The 19,151-nt window shown below is 65.6% G+C and carries 21 protein-coding genes, 1 other RNA gene and 1 riboswitch; of the genes, 13 read left to right on the forward strand and 9 right to left on the reverse strand.

The genetic code is table 11. The annotated features are described in order from the left end of the window. Nucleotides 1–137 precede the first annotated feature (137 nt). From ACQ3C8_RS10565 to panC, 3 genes are all read left to right on the forward strand, one after another. Nucleotides 138–323 carry a DUF3460 family protein gene (locus tag ACQ3C8_RS10565; protein ID WP_009523160.1) on the forward strand — a complete coding sequence of 62 codons (186 nt, stop codon included), beginning with the start codon at nucleotides 138–140 and terminating at the stop codon, nucleotides 321–323. Nucleotides 324–347: 24 nt separating this feature from the next. Beyond that, nucleotides 348–1,226: a segregation and condensation protein A gene (locus ACQ3C8_RS10570; RefSeq protein WP_009523161.1), complete on the forward strand. Its 879-nt coding sequence runs from the start codon at nucleotides 348–350 to the stop codon at nucleotides 1,224–1,226. An 83-nt stretch (nucleotides 1,227–1,309) separates the two neighbouring features. After that, complete coding sequence (panC, locus tag ACQ3C8_RS10575; protein ID WP_009523162.1) at nucleotides 1,310–2,149, forward strand: pantoate--beta-alanine ligase; 840 nt, start codon at nucleotides 1,310–1,312, stop codon at nucleotides 2,147–2,149. Nucleotides 2,150–2,180: 31 nt separating this feature from the next. Here panC and ACQ3C8_RS10580 read toward each other — a convergent pair whose 3' ends face one another. Continuing rightward, nucleotides 2,181–2,852, reverse strand: coding sequence for a ParA family protein (locus ACQ3C8_RS10580; RefSeq protein ID WP_009523163.1), 672 nt, complete (start codon nucleotides 2,850–2,852; stop codon nucleotides 2,181–2,183). A gap of 57 nt (nucleotides 2,853–2,909) precedes the next feature. Beyond that, complete coding sequence (locus ACQ3C8_RS10585) at nucleotides 2,910–4,430, reverse strand: cobyric acid synthase (RefSeq protein WP_428851540.1); 1,521 nt, start codon at nucleotides 4,428–4,430, stop codon at nucleotides 2,910–2,912. Between the two features lie 248 nt (nucleotides 4,431–4,678). Here ACQ3C8_RS10585 and cobU point away from each other — a divergent pair, with 248 nt between their 5' ends. The 4 genes from cobU to ACQ3C8_RS10605 are packed head-to-tail and all read left to right on the forward strand — an operon-like array spanning nucleotide 4,679 to nucleotide 8,347. Next, complete coding sequence (gene cobU, locus ACQ3C8_RS10590) at nucleotides 4,679–5,236, forward strand: bifunctional adenosylcobinamide kinase/adenosylcobinamide-phosphate guanylyltransferase (protein WP_428851541.1); 558 nt, start codon at nucleotides 4,679–4,681, stop codon at nucleotides 5,234–5,236. A 15-nt stretch (nucleotides 5,237–5,251) separates the two neighbouring features. Continuing rightward, entirely contained in the window at nucleotides 5,252–6,196 is a 945-nt protein-coding gene (gene cbiB / locus ACQ3C8_RS10595; protein WP_428853063.1) for an adenosylcobinamide-phosphate synthase CbiB, read from the forward strand. Then, the gene (gene cobD / locus ACQ3C8_RS10600) at nucleotides 6,193–7,389 is read left to right on the forward strand and encodes a threonine-phosphate decarboxylase CobD (RefSeq protein ID WP_428851542.1); all 1,197 of its coding nucleotides are present in this window, start codon (nucleotides 6,193–6,195) and stop codon (nucleotides 7,387–7,389) included. The genes cbiB and cobD overlap by 4 nt, the downstream gene beginning before the upstream one ends. A gap of 19 nt (nucleotides 7,390–7,408) precedes the next feature. Beyond that, nucleotides 7,409–8,347, forward strand: a complete 939-nt coding sequence (locus ACQ3C8_RS10605) for a cobalamin-binding protein (protein ID WP_428851543.1) — start codon at nucleotides 7,409–7,411, stop codon at nucleotides 8,345–8,347. Between the two features lie 25 nt (nucleotides 8,348–8,372). On the opposite strand, the gene ACQ3C8_RS10610 is transcribed toward ACQ3C8_RS10605, so the two are convergent. From ACQ3C8_RS10610 to ACQ3C8_RS10640, 7 genes are all read right to left on the reverse strand, one after another. Further along, nucleotides 8,373–8,960, reverse strand: coding sequence for a histidine phosphatase family protein (locus ACQ3C8_RS10610; RefSeq protein ID WP_428851544.1), 588 nt, complete (start codon nucleotides 8,958–8,960; stop codon nucleotides 8,373–8,375). After that, nucleotides 8,945–9,727, reverse strand: a complete 783-nt coding sequence (locus ACQ3C8_RS10615) for an adenosylcobinamide-GDP ribazoletransferase (RefSeq protein WP_428851545.1) — start codon at nucleotides 9,725–9,727, stop codon at nucleotides 8,945–8,947. The genes ACQ3C8_RS10610 and ACQ3C8_RS10615 overlap by 16 nt, the downstream gene beginning before the upstream one ends. Then, nucleotides 9,724–10,884 (reverse strand): nicotinate-nucleotide--dimethylbenzimidazole phosphoribosyltransferase, encoded by a 1,161-nt coding sequence (cobT, locus tag ACQ3C8_RS10620; protein WP_428851546.1) that lies wholly within the window; start codon nucleotides 10,882–10,884, stop codon nucleotides 9,724–9,726. The genes ACQ3C8_RS10615 and cobT overlap by 4 nt, the downstream gene beginning before the upstream one ends. Next, a complete protein-coding gene (cobO, locus tag ACQ3C8_RS10625) occupies nucleotides 10,881–11,498 on the reverse strand; it encodes a cob(I)yrinic acid a,c-diamide adenosyltransferase (RefSeq protein ID WP_428851547.1) in 618 nt (205 codons plus the stop codon). Before cobO ends, cobT begins: the two co-directional genes overlap by 4 nt. Nucleotides 11,499–11,609: 111 nt before the next feature. Then, nucleotides 11,610–12,431: an ABC transporter ATP-binding protein gene (locus ACQ3C8_RS10630; protein ID WP_428851548.1), complete on the reverse strand. Its 822-nt coding sequence runs from the start codon at nucleotides 12,429–12,431 to the stop codon at nucleotides 11,610–11,612. After that, nucleotides 12,428–13,423 (reverse strand): FecCD family ABC transporter permease, encoded by a 996-nt coding sequence (locus ACQ3C8_RS10635; RefSeq protein ID WP_428851549.1) that lies wholly within the window; start codon nucleotides 13,421–13,423, stop codon nucleotides 12,428–12,430. The genes ACQ3C8_RS10630 and ACQ3C8_RS10635 overlap by 4 nt, the downstream gene beginning before the upstream one ends. A 3-nt stretch (nucleotides 13,424–13,426) precedes the next feature. Further along, nucleotides 13,427–15,346, reverse strand: a complete 1,920-nt coding sequence (locus tag ACQ3C8_RS10640) for a TonB-dependent receptor domain-containing protein (RefSeq protein ID WP_428851550.1) — start codon at nucleotides 15,344–15,346, stop codon at nucleotides 13,427–13,429. Between the two features lie 18 nt (nucleotides 15,347–15,364). Then, a riboswitch (cobalamin riboswitch) is annotated at nucleotides 15,365–15,613 on the reverse strand. Nucleotides 15,614–15,760: 147 nt separating this feature from the next. Here ACQ3C8_RS10640 and ACQ3C8_RS10645 point away from each other — a divergent pair. The 6 genes from ACQ3C8_RS10645 to ACQ3C8_RS10670 all read left to right on the forward strand — a co-directional run bounded on the left by ACQ3C8_RS10645 (nucleotide 15,761) and on the right by ACQ3C8_RS10670 (nucleotide 19,100). Beyond that, on the forward strand, nucleotides 15,761–16,072 hold the full coding sequence (locus ACQ3C8_RS10645) for a hypothetical protein (protein ID WP_009523176.1): 312 nt from the start codon (nucleotides 15,761–15,763) through the stop codon (nucleotides 16,070–16,072). After that, a complete protein-coding gene (locus ACQ3C8_RS10650; protein ID WP_009523177.1) occupies nucleotides 16,069–16,407 on the forward strand; it encodes a cell division protein ZapA in 339 nt (112 codons plus the stop codon). Before ACQ3C8_RS10645 ends, ACQ3C8_RS10650 begins: the two co-directional genes overlap by 4 nt. Before the next feature lie 213 nt (nucleotides 16,408–16,620). Further along, nucleotides 16,621–16,840: non-coding RNA, 6S RNA (gene ssrS, locus ACQ3C8_RS10655), on the forward strand. A 112-nt stretch (nucleotides 16,841–16,952) separates the two neighbouring features. Next, nucleotides 16,953–17,429, forward strand: coding sequence for an EVE domain-containing protein (locus ACQ3C8_RS10660; protein WP_037030509.1), 477 nt, complete (start codon nucleotides 16,953–16,955; stop codon nucleotides 17,427–17,429). A 36-nt stretch (nucleotides 17,430–17,465) separates the two neighbouring features. Further along, on the forward strand, nucleotides 17,466–18,278 hold the full coding sequence (locus ACQ3C8_RS10665) for a sulfite exporter TauE/SafE family protein (RefSeq protein WP_428851551.1): 813 nt from the start codon (nucleotides 17,466–17,468) through the stop codon (nucleotides 18,276–18,278). Nucleotides 18,279–18,389: 111 nt separating this feature from the next. Beyond that, nucleotides 18,390–19,100 carry an SIMPL domain-containing protein gene (locus ACQ3C8_RS10670; protein WP_009523180.1) on the forward strand — a complete coding sequence of 237 codons (711 nt, stop codon included), beginning with the start codon at nucleotides 18,390–18,392 and terminating at the stop codon, nucleotides 19,098–19,100. The last annotated feature ends 51 nt before the right edge of the window (nucleotides 19,101–19,151 follow it).

The following is a 19,151-nucleotide window of genomic DNA, read 5'->3' on the forward strand; positions in this document are numbered from 1 at the left end:
TTTGACCATAGCCTGCAGCACTGGTGCCGCGTCGCGACTACAAAAGAGTGTAAAAGCCTGCCTCGGGCGTCCGATACGGTAAAATCCGTTATCTGCCGGTTTGACCGGTCTTTCCGATTTCAGGCATATCGAATTCCATGACCTACAAGTCCGACATCACCGCGTTCATCGAGCAACTGAAAAGCGAGCGCCCGGGGCTCGATGAAGAACAACAAAGCGGCCGCGCCCTCCTCTGGGACAAGGCCCCGCTGGATCTCGACGAGCGCGAACGCGCACGCCTGTCGCGCGTGCCGCAAAAAGCCTACGTCTACCAGAACAACTGACACACCGCCGCCCCTTTTCCGGCCATGACTTCCGATCAGGACAAGCTGCCGCTGCCGATCGAACTGCCCAGCGTGGCCCCCGAGGCCGATTCGACGCCAGCGGCCATCGATGGCATGGCGTTCGCCCGGCTGTATGGCGAGCCGCTATTCAAGCTGCCGCAGGATCTCTACATTCCGCCCGATGCACTCGAAGTGTTCCTCGAGGCCTTCGAAGGGCCGCTCGACCTGCTGCTGTACCTGATCCGCAAGCAGAATTTCAATGTGCTCGACATCCCCATGGCCCAGGTGACCCGGCAGTACCTGACCTACGTGGACCAGATCCGCGCGAGCAACCTCGAGCTGGCCGGGGAATACCTGCTGATGGCGGCGATGCTGATCGAGATCAAGTCGCGCATGTTGCTGCCGGTGAAGAAGGCCGACAGCGACGAAGAGGCCGAGGATCCGCGCGCCGAGCTGGTGCGCCGCCTGCTCGAGTACGAACAGATGAAGCTCGCCGCACAGAAGCTGGACATGCTGCCGCAGCTGGGCCGCGACTTCCTGCGCGCCCAGGTGTATATCGAACAGAGCCTGGCGCCCCGTTTTCCCGAAGTCGAGCTGCCGGACCTGCAGGCCGCATGGGCCGACGTACTCAAGCGCGCCAAGCTCAACCAGCACCACAAGATCGCCCGCGAGGAGCTGTCGGTACGCGAGCATATGAGCCAGATCCTGCGCCGCCTGCAGAACCGCCGCTTCATGGAATTCTCGGAACTGTTCGAGGATGCCATCCGCTCCGGCAAGGGTGCGCCGCTCGTCGTGGTCAATTTCGTCGCCATGCTCGAACTGTCGCGTGAATCGCTGATCGAGATCACGCAGGCCGAGCCCTATGCCCCGATCTACGTACGTCTCTCTTATCTGCCGAGCTGACTCGCCGGCATGCCGGCACATGCCATTGCCCGGCACGGTTGTCCCCCACGTCATCACCGTCCAACCTGAAACGAAAGGCCCCCATGAAAGTCATTTCCTCCATCCAAGCGCTGCGTGACCACCTGCGCGGACAGAACCGGGTGGCGTTCGTCCCGACCATGGGCAATCTGCACGAAGGCCACCTGAGCCTGATGCACCTCGCGCGCCAGCATGGCGACCCCGTGGTCGCGTCGATCTTCGTCAACCGCCTGCAGTTCGGCCCCAACGAGGATTTCGACAAGTACCCGCGCACCCTGGAAGAAGACATCGAGAAGCTCCAGAAGGCTGGCGTGTATGTCCTGTTCGCCCCATCGGAACGCGAACTGTACCCGCAGCCGCAGGAATACCGTGTGGAGCCGCCGCACGATCTCGGCGACATCCTCGAAGGCGAATTCCGCCCCGGTTTCTTCAAGGGTGTGTGCACGGTGGTGATGAAGCTGTTCTCGTGCGTGCAGCCCCGTGTCGCGGTGTTTGGCAAGAAGGACTACCAGCAGTTGATGATCGTGCGCCAGATGACGAGCCAGTTTGCCCTGCCCGTCGACATCGTGCCGGCCGAGACAGTGCGCGCCGAGGATGGCCTGGCGCTATCGTCGCGCAATGTGTACCTGTCGCCCGAGGACCGGGCCGAGGCGCCGCAGCTGTACAAGCTGCTGCAGAGCGTGCGTGGCGAGGTGCTGGCAGACAACAGCCGCATCGCCGAGATCGAGGCCAGCGCACTGGCCGACCTGCGCGCGCGCGGCTGGGATCCTGACTATGTGGCAGTGCGCAAGCGCAGCGACCTGCTGCCGCCAGGCCCCGCCGATATCGCCGACAATGCGCCGCTGGTGGTACTGTCCGCAGCACGTCTCGGCAAGACCCGCCTGATCGACAATCTCGAGATCTGATCGGGGGGCCGGCCTCAGGCCTGTCGTCTTCTCAGGAGGTGGCGCCGTCCGGATGCTTGTCACCCGCGGTGCTGCCCGCAGCGCCGCCCAGCCAGCGCGTCACCGGCTCCCATTGCAACAGGTCCTTGGCCACACGCGACGGCGCGATATCCCACAGCGTCAGTCCGTGCGCGGCCAGTTGCACATAGTTCTGGGTATCGCGCAGATAAGTCAGCACCGGCAGCTGCAACTGCTCGATGAAACGCTGCAGCTGGTCCGCCGCCCGCGTGCGCGCATCGACGCGCATGCCGACGATGCCGAGTTTGACCTCGCCATGCCGGATCTTTTTCTCGTCAGCCAGCTTGCGCAGGAAATCCTGCGTCGCCAGGATATCGAACATGGAAGGCTGCACCGGTACGATAACGTGATCGGCCAGCTTGAGCACATCGTTGAAACGCCAGCCATGCAGTCCGGCGGGCGTATCCAGCACGACATGCGTGGTGCCTCTGGGCGGCCGGGCGATATGATCAGCGTTGATGTCCCATGTCGTGATCGAGGGCGCCGCCTGCGGCCGCAAGGCCAGCCAGGCACGCGAGGATTGCTGCTTGTCGGTATCGCCAAGCATCACGGCATGCCCTTGCCGGGCAAAGTACCCGGCCAGATTGGTCGCCACCGTGCTCTTGCCCACGCCACCCTTGGGATTCGCAATCGCCACCACCGGCATGTCAACTCCTGTGTATTGAAGGACGCACCTATTATGGGCGCAATTCCGTGACGTGCGCTACCGCGTATGCCCCCGCCCTATCGGGGGAGCGCTGGCCCCGGCCGGCGCCAGCGGCGCCAGCACGGCACGGCAGTCGAGATGCGCCTCCAGCGTATCGGCCAGCCGGTCGAGTGCCGCCTCGCGCAGGGCCTGGTAGTCGAGCGGCATGGCCGCCGCCAGCCCGGCCCAAGCCAGTAGCGCCTGGCATGCCTCCGGATGATCGAACAGGCCATGCACGTAGCTGGCCAGGACCTGCCCGTCGGCCGAACACGCGCCATCGGCACGGCCGTCGTCGAGTTGCAGGGCAGGCCGTGCAAGCGCGGGCCCGCAGGTGACGCCGAGATGGATTTCATATCCGGCGACGCGCGCCCCGCCCGCCGTCAGTTGCCCGGTGACCTGCCGCAACTGCTTGTCGCGCGCGAGCGTCGTCTCGAAATCCAGCAGGCCGAGGCCGGGCATGGAGCCAGCCGGCCCTTCGAGCCCCAACGGATCATGCAGCGCGCGGCCCAGCATCTGCATGCCGCCGCAGATACCCACTACCTTGCCGCCATAGCGCAGGTGGCGCTGCAAGGCAGCATCCCAGCCCTGGGCACGCAGCCATGCGAGGTCCGCCTGCACATTCTTGCTGCCCGGCAGCACCACCAGATCGGCCCCCGGAATCGGCTGGCCGGGTCCGACGAACATGACCTCGACCTGCGGGTGGGCACGCAGTACGTCGAGGTCGGTATGGTTGCTGATGCGCGGATAAACCGGCACCGCCACGCGCAGCCGGACCTGCTCGCCCACGCCGACCTGCTGCGTCTGGACGGCATCCTCCGCATCGAGATGCAGGCCATGCAGGTACGGCAGCACGCCAAACACTGGCTTGCCAGTCCGCGCCTCGAGCCAGCGCAAGCCCGGCTCGAGCAGTGCGGGATCGCCGCGGAAACGGTTGATGACAAAGCCCGTCACACGGTCGCGTTCGCTCTGGCTCAGGCATTCGAGCGTGCCCAGCAGATGCGCGAACACGCCGCCGCGATCGATATCGGCCACCAGCACCACCGGGCAGTCCACGGCCTCGGCAAACCCCATGTTGGCGATATCGCGATCGCGCAGATTGATTTCCGCCGGACTACCCGCACCCTCGACCATCACGACTTCGTAGGCGTGCGACAGGCGCGCATGCGATTCCAGCACGGCCTGCATGGCCGTCGGCTTGTAGGCATGGTAGGCGCGCGCATCGAGATCCATGCGAACCTTGCCGTGGATAATGATCTGCGCGCCGGTGTCGCTGTTCGGCTTGAGCAGCACGGGATTCATGTCGGTGTGCGGCGCGAGGCCGGCGGCCTGCGCCTGCAGGGCCTGCGCCCGGCCGATCTCGCCGCCGTCGGCGGTCACCGCGCTGTTGAGCGCCATGTTCTGCGGCTTGAACGGCACGACGCGCACGCCCTGGCGATGCAGCACGCGGCACAGGCCCGCTACCAGCGTGCTCTTGCCCGCATCCGAGGTCGTACCCTGGACCATCAGCGTACCGCGCAGGCCGGATGGCACTGGATGCATGGCCGGCCTGCACGAGGGAGCGGCAGGCGACGCGGGAGCGCCGGAGGCCGGTTCGGGAATGAGCGCGGAAGAAGAGGCGGGACGGCTGGGATTCATGTCGGGATTATCGCATTGCACCGGCCCTGCCTGCCGTCGCGCAGCGCTCCGGAAGACGCCGGTCCGACAACCGTCCATGCCGGCCATCACTACGTGCCGTACGGTCGACATCGCCGCTAGCCCGCATCCGGCCGGCCCGCTACAATGCAGGCATGCCTTCTCAACTGACCCTGGTGCTGGGCGGCGCCCGCTCCGGCAAGAGCCATTACGCAGAACAGCTGGCCGCCGAACATGCGGACGGTCCGGTCACATATATCGCCACCGCCCAGGCCGGCGACGAGGAAATGGCATTGCGCATCGCGCTGCACCGCGCCCGTCGCCCGGAAAGCTGGAAGCTCGTGGAAGAGCCCGTCATGCTGGGCGATGCCCTGTACGGCCATGCCACGCAGCAGGGTTGCGTGCTGGTCGACTGCGTCACGCTTTGGCTCAACAACCTGCTGTTCGGCGAACACCACACCTACCCCGACACCGGCCTGATCACGCCGCCCGCGATCTTCAGCGAACAGATCGAGGCGCTCATGAGTGCGTTGCAGACGGCACCCGGCAAGATCATTCTCGTCAGCAACGAGATCGGTCTCGGCATCGTGCCGATGGGCGCAATGACCCGCTTCTATGTCGACGAGCTGGGCCGCCTCAACCAGCGATTGGCGGCACAGGCCGACACCGTGCGGCTGATGGCGGCCGGCATACCGGTCCCGGTCAAGGGCTAGCCCGTGGGTCTGACCATGATGACGCTGCTGGCCTGCGCCGGCGTGCTGGCCGACCGCGTATTCGGCGAACCCGGCCGCTGGCATCCGCTTGTCGGCTTCGGCCGCCTCGCCGGCTGGCTCGAACAGCGGCTGAACCGGCCCGCCACGCCCGCCGGAAAAATCGCACGCGGCCTGCTCGCCTGGGGCCTCCTCATCCTTCCTCCGGTCATTGGCACGGCGCTGTTGACCATCTGGCTGGCAGCGCAGGCATGGTGGCTCGCCGCCGCATGGCAGGTGTTGCTGCTGTATCTCGCGCTCGGCGCACGCAGCCTCGCCCAGCACGTCGCGCCGATCGCCGCGGCGCTGCGTGACGGCGATCTGCCCGCAGCACGCCAACTGACTGCCCGCATCGTGTCACGCGATACAGCCGATGCCGATGCTGCGGCACTCGCCAAGGCTGCGGTCGAATCGACACTCGAGAACGGCAACGATGCCGTATTCGGCGCGCTATTCTGGTTCCTCGTCGGCGGCGCACCCGCTGTCGTGCTGTTTCGCCTCGCCAATACGCTCGATGCGATGTGGGGCTACCGCACGCCGCGCTTTCTGCATTTCGGCCGCGTCGCCGCACGCATCGATGATGCGCTGAACTGGCTGCCGGCGCGCCTCACCGCATGCAGCTACGCGCTGCTCGGCAACACCCGCCGCGCCCTGGCCTGCTGGCGCACGCAAGCGCCGCAGTGGTCCAGCCCAAATGCCGGGCCGGTCATGGCCAGCGGCGCTGGCAGCCTGGACGTGAAGCTCGGCGGTCCGGCGCGTTACCACGGCATGGACGAACAGCGGCCGCCGCTCGGCCCGCAGGATGTCGCCGCCCCTGACGCAGACGACATCACGCGCGCACTGGCACTGGTGCGTCATGCGCTCTGGCTGTGGCTGGCCGTGTGCGTGGCGCTCTCGCTGATCATGCAGGGCATGGCGCGATGACCGCTCGCGAGATGCCGCCGCGCACGCCACCCGAGGCATTGTCCCCGCGCGCATCCATCACGCACGGCGGCAACCTGCACGCAGCGAGCGTACGTTTTGGCATTCCGTACGAGGCCTGGCTCGACCTGTCCACCGGTATCAATCCGCACGGCTATCCTGTGCCGGACATTCCGGCGGCGATCTGGAACCGCCTACCAGAAGACGATGACGGACTGGCCGAACACGCCGCGCGCTATTATGGTGCCGCGCATGCCCTGCCGGTCGCCGGTTCGCAGGCCGCAATCCGCGCACTGCCGTATCTGTTGCCGCGCGGCCGTGTCGGTATCGCCCTGCTGGGGTACAGCGAATACGCACCGGCATTCGCCCGGGCCGGGCATACGGTCATTCCCCTGACGCCTGCGGACTTCACCGCGCATGCCGATACCCTCACCGCTGCTGGCACGTACGCGCTCGACCACCTCGTGGTGGTCAATCCCAACAACCCGGATGGACGGCTGATCGCACCAGAGCAGCTACGGATCTGGCATCGCGCCCTGGCGGCACGCGGCGGCACGCTGCTGGTCGACGAAGCCTTCATCGACTGCTTGCCGGATCAATCCGTCGCTGAACTGAGCGCGCAGCCGGGCTGCATTGTGCTGCGCTCGACCGGCAAGTTCTTTGGGCTGGCTGGCGTGCGTATCGGCTTCGTGCTCGCCACACCGGCGGTACTCGCGCAGTTGCACACGGCACTCGGCCACTGGTCCGTGAATGGGCCGGCACGGTGGATCGCGGCGCGGGCCATGGCTGACATCGCCTGGCAAAGCGCTACACGAACAGCCCTGCAGCAGGCCGGCACACGCCTCGGCACACTGTTGCGCAAGCATGGCCTGCCCGCCAGGGAAACCGCGCTATTCAGCTGGATCCCCGGACCCATGGCCGCAGCGTGGCAGACCACGCTCGCGCAGCACGCCATCTGGACGCGCTGCTTCCCGGCGATCGAACCGCATGCCATGCAGGACGATACCGCGTTGGCAGGACCCGAGCGAGATCCGGCTTCGCGCACAGATCTGAATGCCGCTTCCGGCGCGGAGCGCTACCGTGGACTCGATGGCGGACTCAGGATCGGCCTGCCCGGCAACGAGGCAGCATGGGCGCGTCTCGACGCCGCGCTCGGCACGCTTGCTGCGCGGCCCAATGCCCTGCCATCCACATGATTCTTCCAGTGCTGCTCTCATGATGTTCAAGCGTCTTTCTGCGCGGTCCGCGCGACTATCCGTCCTTCTCGCCGCCAGCCTGCTGTTCGCCGCCACGCCCGCGCTGCCTGCGCCAGTGAGCGTGGTCGACGATGCCGGCCACACGGTCACGCTCGCCCAGCCAGCCCGGCGCGTGCTGACACTGTCGCCGCACACCACGGAACTGGTCTTCGCTGCCGGCGGCGGCGATCGTATCGTCGGCACCGTGACCTACAGCGATTACCCGCCCGCCGCACGCGACATTCCACGCGTGGGCGACAACAAGGCATTCGATCTCGAACGCATCGCCGCCATGAAACCCGATCTGGCCGTGGTGTGGCGGCACGGCAATGCGCAGGGCCAGCTCGCCGTGCTCGCTAAGCTGGGCATTCCGGTGTTCTACAGCGATCCGCGCCGGCTCGACCAGTTGCCGCTGACGCTCGAGCGCCTCGGCATGCTGGTTGGCACAGCCGACAGTGCGCACCGCGCGGCGACAGCCTATCGCCAGCGCCTGACCGCACTACGCCAGACCTATGCGGGACGGCCGCCGGTGGTGGTGTTCTATCAGGTCTGGGAACAACCGCTGATGACGCTCAACGGCGAACACATGGTGAGCGATGTGATGGCAGCCTGCGGTGGACGCAACCTGTTCGCGGCAGAAGCGCTGCTGGTGCCGACGGTCTCGACGGAAGCCGTCGTCGCGGGCAATCCTGAAGCGATCGTCACGGCCAGCATGGGCGCCACGCAAGCGTCGCGGCCGCTTGTCGATCTGCAGCACTGGAAACGCTGGAGCGGCATGACGGCGGTCCAGCGCAACAACCTGTTCACCATCGACGGGGACCTGATCAACCGGCAGGGGCCGCGCATTCTCGATGCCACGGAGATTCTGTGCAAGCAGCTTGATACGGCGCGCAGCCGCCGTCCGGCTGGCACACGCTAGCATCAGATTCTTCCGATCGACGCGCTCAACGATTCCAGACGCGCAAGGCTGCACCCTCGGCATCGAGCCGGAAGACGGTGACGGCGCCATACGCAAGTGGCCAGCCGAGTATGGTCTCGAGTGGCTCGCGCAGCCAGTGTGCCGCGAGCTGCCGGATCACGCCAGCGTGCGTCACCACACCCATTGCCAGCAGGTCCGTGCGCGGCAATGCATCGGCCCACGCCGCCACACGCGCATGCATGGCAGCAGCACTCTCCCCGCCGTGCCCCCGATAGCCCATGACATCGGCAGCCCAGGCATCGAGTTCCATGCGCGGGATCGCATCCCATGCCTGCCCTTCCCACTGGCCGAAGTCGATCTCGCGCAATGCCGACACTTGGGCTGCACCCTGCGGGGCAAGCTGGCCGGCAAGCATCGCGCAGCGCTGCGCCGGGCTGGAGAACCAGCGCGCGGGCGACATGGCGAGCGTCCCGTCTGCCTGCAACGCCTTCAGCGTTTCCGTCAGATGCGCCAGTGCTGGAACGCATGGCACGCGCGCCGGCACATCGAGACTGCCGTAGCATAGGCCCGGTGCGATTACCGGCTCGGTGTGGCGGATCAGAACGACATCCATGCAGCCGCCATGAGCAGGATCGCCAGTTCAGCCAGTTGCTGGGCCATGCCGAGGCAATCGCCGGTATACCCGCCCAGCCGGCGCCGGAAGTAGCGGCCCAGCCAGAACCACAATGGCAGCAGCGCGAGCGGAATCGCCAGCGCCAGCGGCCATGGCAAGCCGAGCAGCGGTGCGCCGCCACATACGACGGCCATCGCCAGCGCCGCGCCATGCAGCTCACTGGCGACGGGCTTGGCCTTGCCCTCGGGCCGCACATACGGCAAGGTGCGCAAGTAAGCGATGGCAAACAGCCGGCTCGTGCCATGCGCCGCGACCATCGCCACGACGGCCAGCGGCGGCGGCAACGCCACCAGCGCCTGCCATTTCAGTGCAAGCACGACCAGCAGCGCCACCGTGCCAAATGTGCCGATGCGCGAGTCATGCATGATGCGCAGCGTGTCTTCGCGCGTGTAGCCGCCACCGAAGGCATCCATGCTGTCGGCCAGGCCATCCTCATGGAAGGCGCCCGTGAGCAGCAACGTTGCCGCCATCGACAGCAGCACGGCAATGGACGGTGTCCACAGATGCAGCGCCAGCCAGTAGGCGCCGGCCGCCACGGCACCGACCAGCAAACCAATCAGCGGAAAATAGCGCGCCGCCGCGTTCAGATAATGCGCCTCGTAGCCGACCCAGCGCGGCACCGGAATGCGCGTGAAGTAGGCAAGCGCCGTGAGTGCGTAGCGCAGTTCGCTGAACAGCCAGTGGATGCCGCTACGCACCGTATTCATGGTTGTGCTCCACTGCGGGCATTGTTCTGGTGATGGCCGCCCTGCTCGCCACTTTGCTCGCCACTTTGCTCGCCACTTTGCTCGCCACTTTGCTCGCCACCTTGCTCGCTATGGTCCGTGCTGATGCCCGCATCGGCAAACGTCGCCATCTCGTTCAGCATGCAGGCCGCCGACTGCACCAGCGGCCATGCCAGCGCGGCGCCCGATCCCTCGCCGAGCCGAAGATCGAGCGCCAGTAGCGGCATCGCGCCGAAATGCGCCAGCATGCGGCGATGACCGCGCTCATCCGAGCAATGCGAAAACACGCAATAGCGCAGCACGCCCGGCGACAGTGCTTCAGCGACCAGCAGCGCCGCGGAGGCGATGAAACCGTCGACAAGAATCACCATGCGCCGCGCTGCCGCTTCGAGGTATGCGCCGACCATCATGGCGATCTCGAAGCCGCCGAACTCGGCCAGCACAGCGAGCGGCTCCCGCGCCCGCGGCGCCCGTGCCAGCGCGCGCGCGAGAATGGCCTGCTTGTGCTGTACGCCGGCATCGTCGAGACCGGTACCGCGCCCGGTACAGGCGTCGATCGGCACGTCGCACAGGCGGCTCATCAGGCAGGCGGCCGATGATGTATTGGCGATGCCCATCTCGCCGCAGCCGACCACGGTGGTACCCAGCGCTGCGTGACGGCGCACGCGCGCCATGCCGCCCGCAATGGCCTGCTCGGCCTGGGCAAGCGTCATTGCCGGCGCTTCGAGAAAGTTGCGTGTGCCGGCCGCTACAGGAATATTCACAAGCCGCTCATCCACACAATCGAGCACGCCGCGCACGCCGCTGTTGATGACCTCGAGCTGCATGCCGTGCTGGCGGGCGAACACATTGATGGCGGCTCCGCCCCGCAGGAAGTTGTACACCATCTGCATCGTCACTTCGGCCGGGAAGCGGCTGACACCGGCATCGGCAATGCCATGGTCGGCGGCAAACACCAGCATCGCGGGCCGGACCAGATCGGGCGTCAGGGTATTGCGGATCAGGCCGATCTGCCGGGCCAGCGCCTCGAGACGGCCGAGCGATCCCGGCGGCTTGGTCTTGAAGTCGATGGCCTGCTGCAGGCGCATGGCCAATGCGTCATCGAATGCCGGCGCTGCCGGCCAGGCAACGGTACTCACAGTTCGACTCCGCGCTGCGCCTTGATGCCCTGCTGGAATGCATGCTTGACGACCGCCATGTCGGTGACCGTATCGGCGACATCGATCAGCTCTTGCGGTGCGCCACGCCCGGTGATGACCACATGCTGCATGGGCGGGCGGGCCTGCAGATCAGCGACGACCTGGGCAACATCGAGATAACGATACTTGAGCGCGATGTTCAGTTCATCGAGCAGCACCAGCCCGATGGCCGAATCGCTTAGCAGCGTGCGGGCAACATCCCAGGCTGCGGCAGCCTTCTCGATATCGCGCGTGCGATCCTGGGTCTCCCACGTATAGCCTTCGCCCATCACATGGAACCGGCATTGCGCGGCAAATTGTCGCAAGAACAGCTCTTCGCCCGTCGCGAACGCACCTTTGACGAATTGCACAACACCAGTCTGCATGCCGTGCCCCATGGCGCGGATCACCATGCCGAAGCCAGAACTCGATTTGCCCTTGCCGTTGCCGGTAGTGATGACAATGACACCCCGCTCGTCGGTGGCGGCAGCAATCTTTGCATCGACTACCTCCTTCTTGCGCTGCATGCGCGCCGCATGGCGCTGGTTCAATGCATCGCTGTCCTGCGTGCTCATGAAGACTCCCGTGAATGATTGAAAATGGCGCAACTCCTGTGAAGACTAGCCGCACCGTATCCGCGCTGCTGGCTCCGTCGTCCATCTGCGTCGCATGATACCGGCCCCGGCCTAGGGCAATCTGCCCGGTACAGCCACCAGCGCGCTGTGGCCGCCTTCGCTGACCGTGATCATCGGTGTGCGCAAGGCGCGCGAACAATGTTCCGCCGTCAGCACCGCCTGCGCCGGCCCATGCAGCACGGTTCCATCGCCCGGCAGCAACAGGGCGTCGCTGCCATACGCACGTGCCAGGTTGACATCATGGATCGTCAGGACGATGGTCTTCCTATGCTCCCGCGCCTGCCTGCGCAACAAGTCGAGCACGGCGATCTGGTGATGCAGGTCGAGATGCGCCACCGGCTCGTCGAGCAGCATGAGTGGCGCCTGCTGGACCAGTGTCGCAGCCAGTGCGACACGCTGGCGTTCGCCGCCCGACAGTGTGCGGATGTCGCGTGATGCCAGGCTGTCGAGCGCCAATGCCGCCAACGCGGCATCGACGATTGCGGCATCTTTTGCCTGCTCCCACCCCCAGCCTGACTGGTGCGGATGACGCCCGATCAGCACAGCATCGCGCACCGGCATCGAAAACGTATCGTGCAGCGTTTGCGGCAAGAAAGCCCGCTGACGCGCCAGCGCTGCCGGCGCCATGGCATGCACATCCTCGCCGACCAGCCGCACGTGTCCGCCCTGTGCAGGGCGCAGGCCGGCGAGCGTAGACAGCAAGGTCGACTTGCCTGCGCCATTGGGACCGACCACGCACCACAGCGTGCCAGGCACAATGTCCAGTGTCAGCGGCGCGAGCAGCGTACGTGCACCGATGGCCAACCGCAGTGCATCGAGCCGCAAGGTGGCGGACGGAGAAACCGGAAGCGAAGCGGCCTGCCGTGGTTTCATGGCCGCCTCAGCAACAGGAACAGGAACGCCGGCACGCCCAGCATGGTGGTGATCACGCCGACTGGCAGTTGTGCCGGTGCGATGATGGTGCGGGCCAGCAGGTCGGCCAGCATCAGCAGCAAGCCGCCCAGCAATGCGGCGGCGGGCAATACCACGCGCTGGTCGTTGCCCCACGCCAGCCGCACCATATGCGGTACCAGCAGGCCGATGAAACCGATCGACCCGGCCGCAGTCACTGCAGCCGCAGTGGCACACGACGCGGCAAGGTACAGCGACAGGCGCAGGCGGGCCACGGGCACGCCCAGCGCCCGCGCCACCGGCTCGCCCATCATGAGGACGTTGAGATGGCGCGCCAGCGGCAGCATGCCGGCCAGCGCCAGGATCAAGACAGCCAGGCTGAGCCCGAAACGGTCGGCGCCGCCAAGATCGCCCGTCAGCCAGAACAGCATGCCGCGCAGCTGGGCTTCCGGAGCAATGGTCAGAATCAGGGTAATGAGCGCGCCCCAGCCGGCCGCCAGGATCACACCCGTGAGCAGCAGGCGCGAGCCCGCCTCGTGAACGGTGGCATGGGCTTCGCCATGCCGGAAATCGCGCCGCGCGATCCACGCCACCAGCAGCATCGCCAGCAGCGCGCCGGCGGCGGCGCTGAGGTTGATCCACAACCATGGCAGGGTCAACAGCATGGCCGAGAGCGCGCCGACGGCACTGCCGCCGGACACGCCAAGCACATACGGATCAGCCAGCGGATTGCGCAGCAGCACCTGCATGAGCGCGCCGGCCAGCGCCAGCAGGCCGCCGCAGGCAAAGGCTGCGGCGGCGCGCGGCAGGCGCAGGTCGAGCACGATCGAGGTGGCCAGCGCATCGCCCTGCCCGGCCAGTGCATGCAGCACCGCGGACAGGTCGAGACGCACGCTGCCGAGCGTGAGCGAGGCAGCAAACGCCAGCAGCGCGCCCAGCGCCAGCGTCAGCCAGATCGACCATGCGCGCGCCATGCCTTACTTCGGCCGATAGGCCAGCGTCACCATGGCCGTGCGGCCCGGCGTGTTGTACGGATAGATCACCTGGTGGTCCTTGTCGAAGACATTGTCCACGCGTGCTGCGACGGATACTTCGGGCGTCAGTTTATAACTTGCGCTCAGCCCGAGCAGCCCGTAGCCTCCAATCGTCCGGTTGCCATTCTCCTTGCGCTCGGCAGTGACGAACCAGTCCGCACCCAGTGTGAGGGGGCCGACGGTCCGGCTGACACCGAGATTGCCGAAGCGCTTGGCGCGGCGTACCAGCTGCGCGCCAGTATCGCGGTTCTCCGGATCCTGGAGGGTCACGCCGGCCTGGATGTCGAAACCGGCCACCGATCCGCGGTAGCTCGTCTCGATGCCACGCACCTGCGCACGGCCGACGTTGTACGGCGCAAACAATCCGCCCGGCCCGACGGCGTTAATGATCAGGTCCTGGTAGCGTGTGCGGAATGCTGTCACGCGCAAAATGCCGAGCACGCCGGTCGCCTGCACGCCGGCTTCGATGGAGCGCGCCCGTTCAGCGCGCAAGTCCGGGTTGCCGAAGCCAGGATAGAACAGCTCGTTGAAGGTCGGTGCGCGGAAGGCGTTGCTGGCATTGGCGATCAGCTTGAAAGTGTCATTGATCGCATAGCCATAGCCAGCGAAGTAACTGTTGGCGCCACCGAAATCCGAGTACTTGTCGCGCCGCGCATTCAGCTGGATCTGATGCGCGCCGAACGTTCCCTGATAGCCGCCGAACACGCTGTTCACGCGACGATTGTCGGCGGTGTAGGCACTGGTGTCGATGGACTGGCGCAGCAATTCCGTCCCGAACTGCAGCATCTGGCCCGGCAGGAAGGTGTAGTCGTTCTGCCACGTCAGTTGACGGGTACGGGTGTTGAAGGTGCCGTCGTGCACGCCATTGCGCGTGTTGCGGTTGCGGTCGTTGCCTTGCGCCAGTACCACGCGGGTCTTCCATTGATCGGTCAGCTTGCCGTTGACGAAGGCCGACAGCGTGCGCACCTGGTTGCGGCTTTCGTACTCGTCGGTCGGGCGGCCGAAGGCGCTGTCATAGCTGAGTTCGCTCCAGGTCTGGAACAGGCGCACGCCGGCTTCCCAGTCGGGCGTGAAGGTGTGCTTGAGCGAGGCCGACACACTGGTGTTCTCGTAGCCGTTGTCATTCGGATTGACGTTCGGCACCTGGCGTTGATTGATGGCCGAGAAGCCGTCGGTACGCAGGTGCGATACGCCTACATTGAACGCGGTATCGCCCACCTGGCCACCATAGTTTGCACTGGCGCGGCGCGTATCGTGGGTACCGTAGCTGACCTGCGCACTCGGCGCAGGCTTGCGGCCCTCGCCCGACTTGGTGAAGATCTGGATCACGCCACCGATGGCATCCGAGCCATACAGCGCCGACACATTGCCGCGCACGATCTCGATGCGGTCGATCTGGTCGGCCAGCAGGTCAGCCAGATTGGCATTGCCCGAGGTGGCCGAACTGATGCGTACGCCATCCACGAGAATCAGCGTCTGGTTCGAGTTCGCACCACGCATGAACACACTGGTACCGGCGCCTAGGCCACCGCTCTGCGTCAGTTCGACGCCGGCTTCCCGCTTCAGTAGGGTACGCAGGTCGAGCGCCTGGCTACGCACGATCTCCTCCTGCGAGATCACCGTAGTATGCGGTAGCGCATCCTGCAGGCGCTGCGCCGAGCGCGACGCCGTGACCACGACGGGGCTCAATGCAGTTTCGGTTGGCTGGACTTCCTGTGCAGAGACGAACAGAGGTTGCACGCTGGCGAGCGCGCCCATGGCCAGGCAGAGTGGCCGGAGTGTGGAAATACCCATATTGTTGTGTGATGACGAAACGTCAGCCAGACCCGTTCCCCCGCGGATCTCCGGCAAAGAGGATGGCATGCGGCGCACCTGGCCGGGTCCATCCCGCTGTCGCTGGCCGGTATCCGGGCTGGCGAATTGCACCTTCGTGCCTACGTGACCGTCTTCCCGCGTGACCGCAGTGACATGTGGATCCCGTGCGCCGCCCGGCGGTTGAACCGCCGATGCAGCATTCGCTTACCGTTGCGGGGGCAGCGCAGGTTGGCGCGCGCTCCTGGCGGAGCCGGCTTCCTGCTTCCCGTTTAACTGCGGGACAAGCCCGCGAGCACCAGTGACGGGACGGAGTGTAAGGCGGTCATGCTGGCGCGTCAACGCTGGCGCGGGATCGCTCCACGCCGATGCCGCATGTGCTCTGCAACCCATTGTTGCACCTTTTTTTGCTGCCTCGCGGAGCGCTTGGGCTAAAATCGGAAGCTCACACCGGAAGTGACAGCTATGCTCAACGAGATCCAACACCTCTCCGATACCCTCGGACGCATTCTGCTCCACGCCGACCAGTTGGCGGCGGACAACCAGCGCCTGCGCGCAGCGCTCGAGGAAGCCCAGGCCGATGCCGCGCGCATGCGCGAGGAGCGCGAGGCCATGACGGCCGACCGCGAACTGCTGAACGCCAAGATCGAGGAAGCGCAGCAGCGCATCCAGACCATTCTCGACAAACTGCCGACCGCGGCCGATACGCGCCAGCTCGATCTGCTGCAAGCCCCGACCGACGGCGGCGAGGCCCCCCGCTCCGGAGACACCGCATGAACCAGGCAACAGAACAACATTCGGATACCCGCCAGATCGGCGTCGAGATTGCTGGCCAGTCTTACAAGTTTGCCGTGGCGCCGGAACACGAGGCCGCCCTGCTCGAGGCCGCTGCACTGGTCGACGGACGCATGGCCAAGATCAAGGGCGGTTCCGCGTCGCGCGGCATCGAACGCGTCGCTGTGATGGCGGCCATCAGCATTGCCTCGGATCTCCTGAACCTGCAGCAAAAACAGGCCGAAGACAGCACCCTGCCGGTCGAGGCCATCCAGAATCGGCTGCGCGAATTGCAGGCGCGCGCTGACGAGGCACTGCGCCAATACGGACTCGATTGAGTTTCACTTGGGCCTGACGGGGATCGGGTGTATAGTATCCCCAAGGCTTCCGGCACCGAATCATCGCTCCCGCGCCATCCATCGTGGCAACATCGTTGCAATACACGACGGCCATCGCGGCACATGATGCCGCCGGCACCTGAAGCTGCCATACTCGAACAAGCGTCGAACATGCGTCGAGCGAACGCCTGACAGGCGTGTTCCGGTATGACAGTTTCCCTGCCTGGTTCGCCAAGGTCATACATTCCTTGAACCGATAAGCAATGCTTGGTACGGGATCATGCATCGTGGGCGCGCGCGTCTCCCGTGACATAGCGTCAGGCTCGACCTGGGGCTCCCTGTCCGGCTGATGTACCCGAAATGATGCTACCGTAACCGCTCTGAACCATACTTGGGTTCAGGACTGTGGCCTAGCGGCCGAGGCGGGGACCCATCTCGAAGGCGGCAGCCTGCAAGCGCTGGCCGCCTTTTGTTTTTCCCGTCGCGCCGTGCTGCACGGCGCGCACGGCGGCCTCACCGGCACCGCTACGACGCGACCCGAACCGATGGCAAAACAAGAACAACAATTCTGGCTGATGAAGTCCGAGCCCGATGAAGCCAGCATCGATACGCTGCAGGCAGCGGGCACGCTGCCGTGGACGGGCGTGCGCAACTACCAGGCCCGCAATTTCATGCGCGACACCATGCGCCCTGGCGATGGCGTGCTGTTCTATCACTCATCGTGTCCTGAACCCGGCATCGCAGGTCTGGCGGAAGTCTGCTCGGGGCCCTACCCCGATCCCACCCAGTTCGATCCGGACAGCCCCTACTTCGATCCCAAGTCGCCGCGCGACACGCCGCGCTGGACGCTGGTGGACGTGCGCTTCATCCGCAAGACACCGCTCATCTCCCTGGCCGACCTGCGCGCGCATCCCGGCCTGGAGGAGATGATCGTCCTGCGGCGCGGCAATCGCCTCTCCATCACCCCTGTCACGCCGGCCGAATGGCGCATCATCACCCGTGAACTGATGCCCCGCGCATGACACCTCCGCTTTCTTCTCTCCCTCCGCGGCCTTTCCATGTCCCTCCTGCTCATCGTCAGTCTTGTTGTTCTCGGTTGTTGCACCGGCTTCCTCGCGGGCTTGCTCGGTGTCGGTGGCGGCATGATGCTCGTGCCGTTCATGACCATCCTCTTCACTGCCATCGGTTTTCCGATTGAAGCGGTGGTCCATATGGCCATCGCCACCTCGATGGCAACGATCCTGTTCACCTCGCTGTCCTCGGTCCGCGCGCATCACCAGCGCGGCGCAGTGCTGTGGCCTGTCGTCCTGCGCCTGGCACCCGGTATCCTGATTGGCGGGATCATCGGCGGCGGTGCGGTATTCGCGGTGCTCAAGACGGGCTACCTGTCGCTGGTGTTCGCCTGCTTCGTCGGGTTCTCTGCGTTCAAGATGCTGCGTTCCTCCAAGACCACCGTGACGCGCCAGATGCCCGGCACCGCCGGCATGCTCACGGCAGGCTCCGTGATCGGTTTCGTGTCGAGCCTCGTCGGCGCGGGCGGCGGCTTTATCTCCGTGCCCTTCATGACGTGGTGCAATATCGCTATCCACAATGCGGTGGCCACATCCGCGGCGCTCGGCTTTCCGATTGCCGTCGCCAGCGTGATCGGCTACGTATGGAGCGGCTTGCAGCAGACCGGCCTGCCGCCGGGATCGTTCGGCTACATCTACCTGCCCGCACTGGCCGCCGTCGCCTCCGCCAGCGTGGTCACGGCACCATTTGGTGCGCGCGTGGCACACAGCATGAACGTGGCACAACTGAAGAAGGCATTCGCCCTGCTACTGTTCTGCCTGGCGAGCTATATGTTGTACAAGGCCATTCGCACGCTGTAGGCACGACGGGGCGGCGGACTGCTTACAAATCGATACAAGGCCGCCACGCGTACGCTGAACGAACCTGCGTGGTGATCGTCTATCGTTGCACCACATGATAGGGAGCTCACCATGAAACACATGCTTGCCGCCACGCTGCTGGCCTCCAGCGCCGCTGTCGCCACCGCGCAGCCGGCCATGCCGATGGAACATGGCCGTGAACCGGCCGGTGTACTGAATCTCGACGCCCGCGCCACCACCGACGTACCGACTGACGTCGTCTCGATGACGCTGGCCGTGGAACAGGAAGGCGCCGAGCCCGGCCCGATCTCGGCAGCCCTGTCGCAGCGCGCGCAACGCGTGATTGCAGAAGCCAAGCGTACGCCGGGCGTCACGGCCGAATCGGGCGGTTTCACTATCTATCCTTCGAACGACAAGAATGGCCGCATCAGCGCCTGGCGCGGTCGTGCCGAAGTGCGGCTCGAATCGAAGGATTTCGCGGCCGTATCAAAGCTGGCGGGCGAGCTGGCCAGCCAGATGCAGGTGCAGAACATCGCCTTCTCGCTGTCGCGCGAAGCGCGTGATGCAGCAGAAAGCAAGTTGATCGACGAAGCCATTGCCTCGTTCAAAACCAAGGCCCAGCACACCGCAAAGGCCTTCGGCTACGGCAGCTATACCATCCGCAATGTGCATGTCGGACAAGCCGGCGCGGTGACGCCGATGCCGCGCGCCTACATGGCCAAGACCATGGCGGCCGAAGCCATGGCTGCGCCCGTGCCGGTCGAAGGCGGCAAGGCCCAGGTGACGGTGACCGTGTCTGGCTCGGTGCAGATGCTGCGCTGATCGCCGCAACATTCCGCCAGCAAAAAAGCCCGCATGCGCGGGCTTTTTCTT

Origin of the sequence: Imbroritus primus, from assembly GCF_964332355.1 — a bacterium.
In the GTDB taxonomy this organism is placed as follows: Bacteria; Pseudomonadota; Gammaproteobacteria; order Burkholderiales; family Burkholderiaceae; genus Imbroritus; species Imbroritus primus.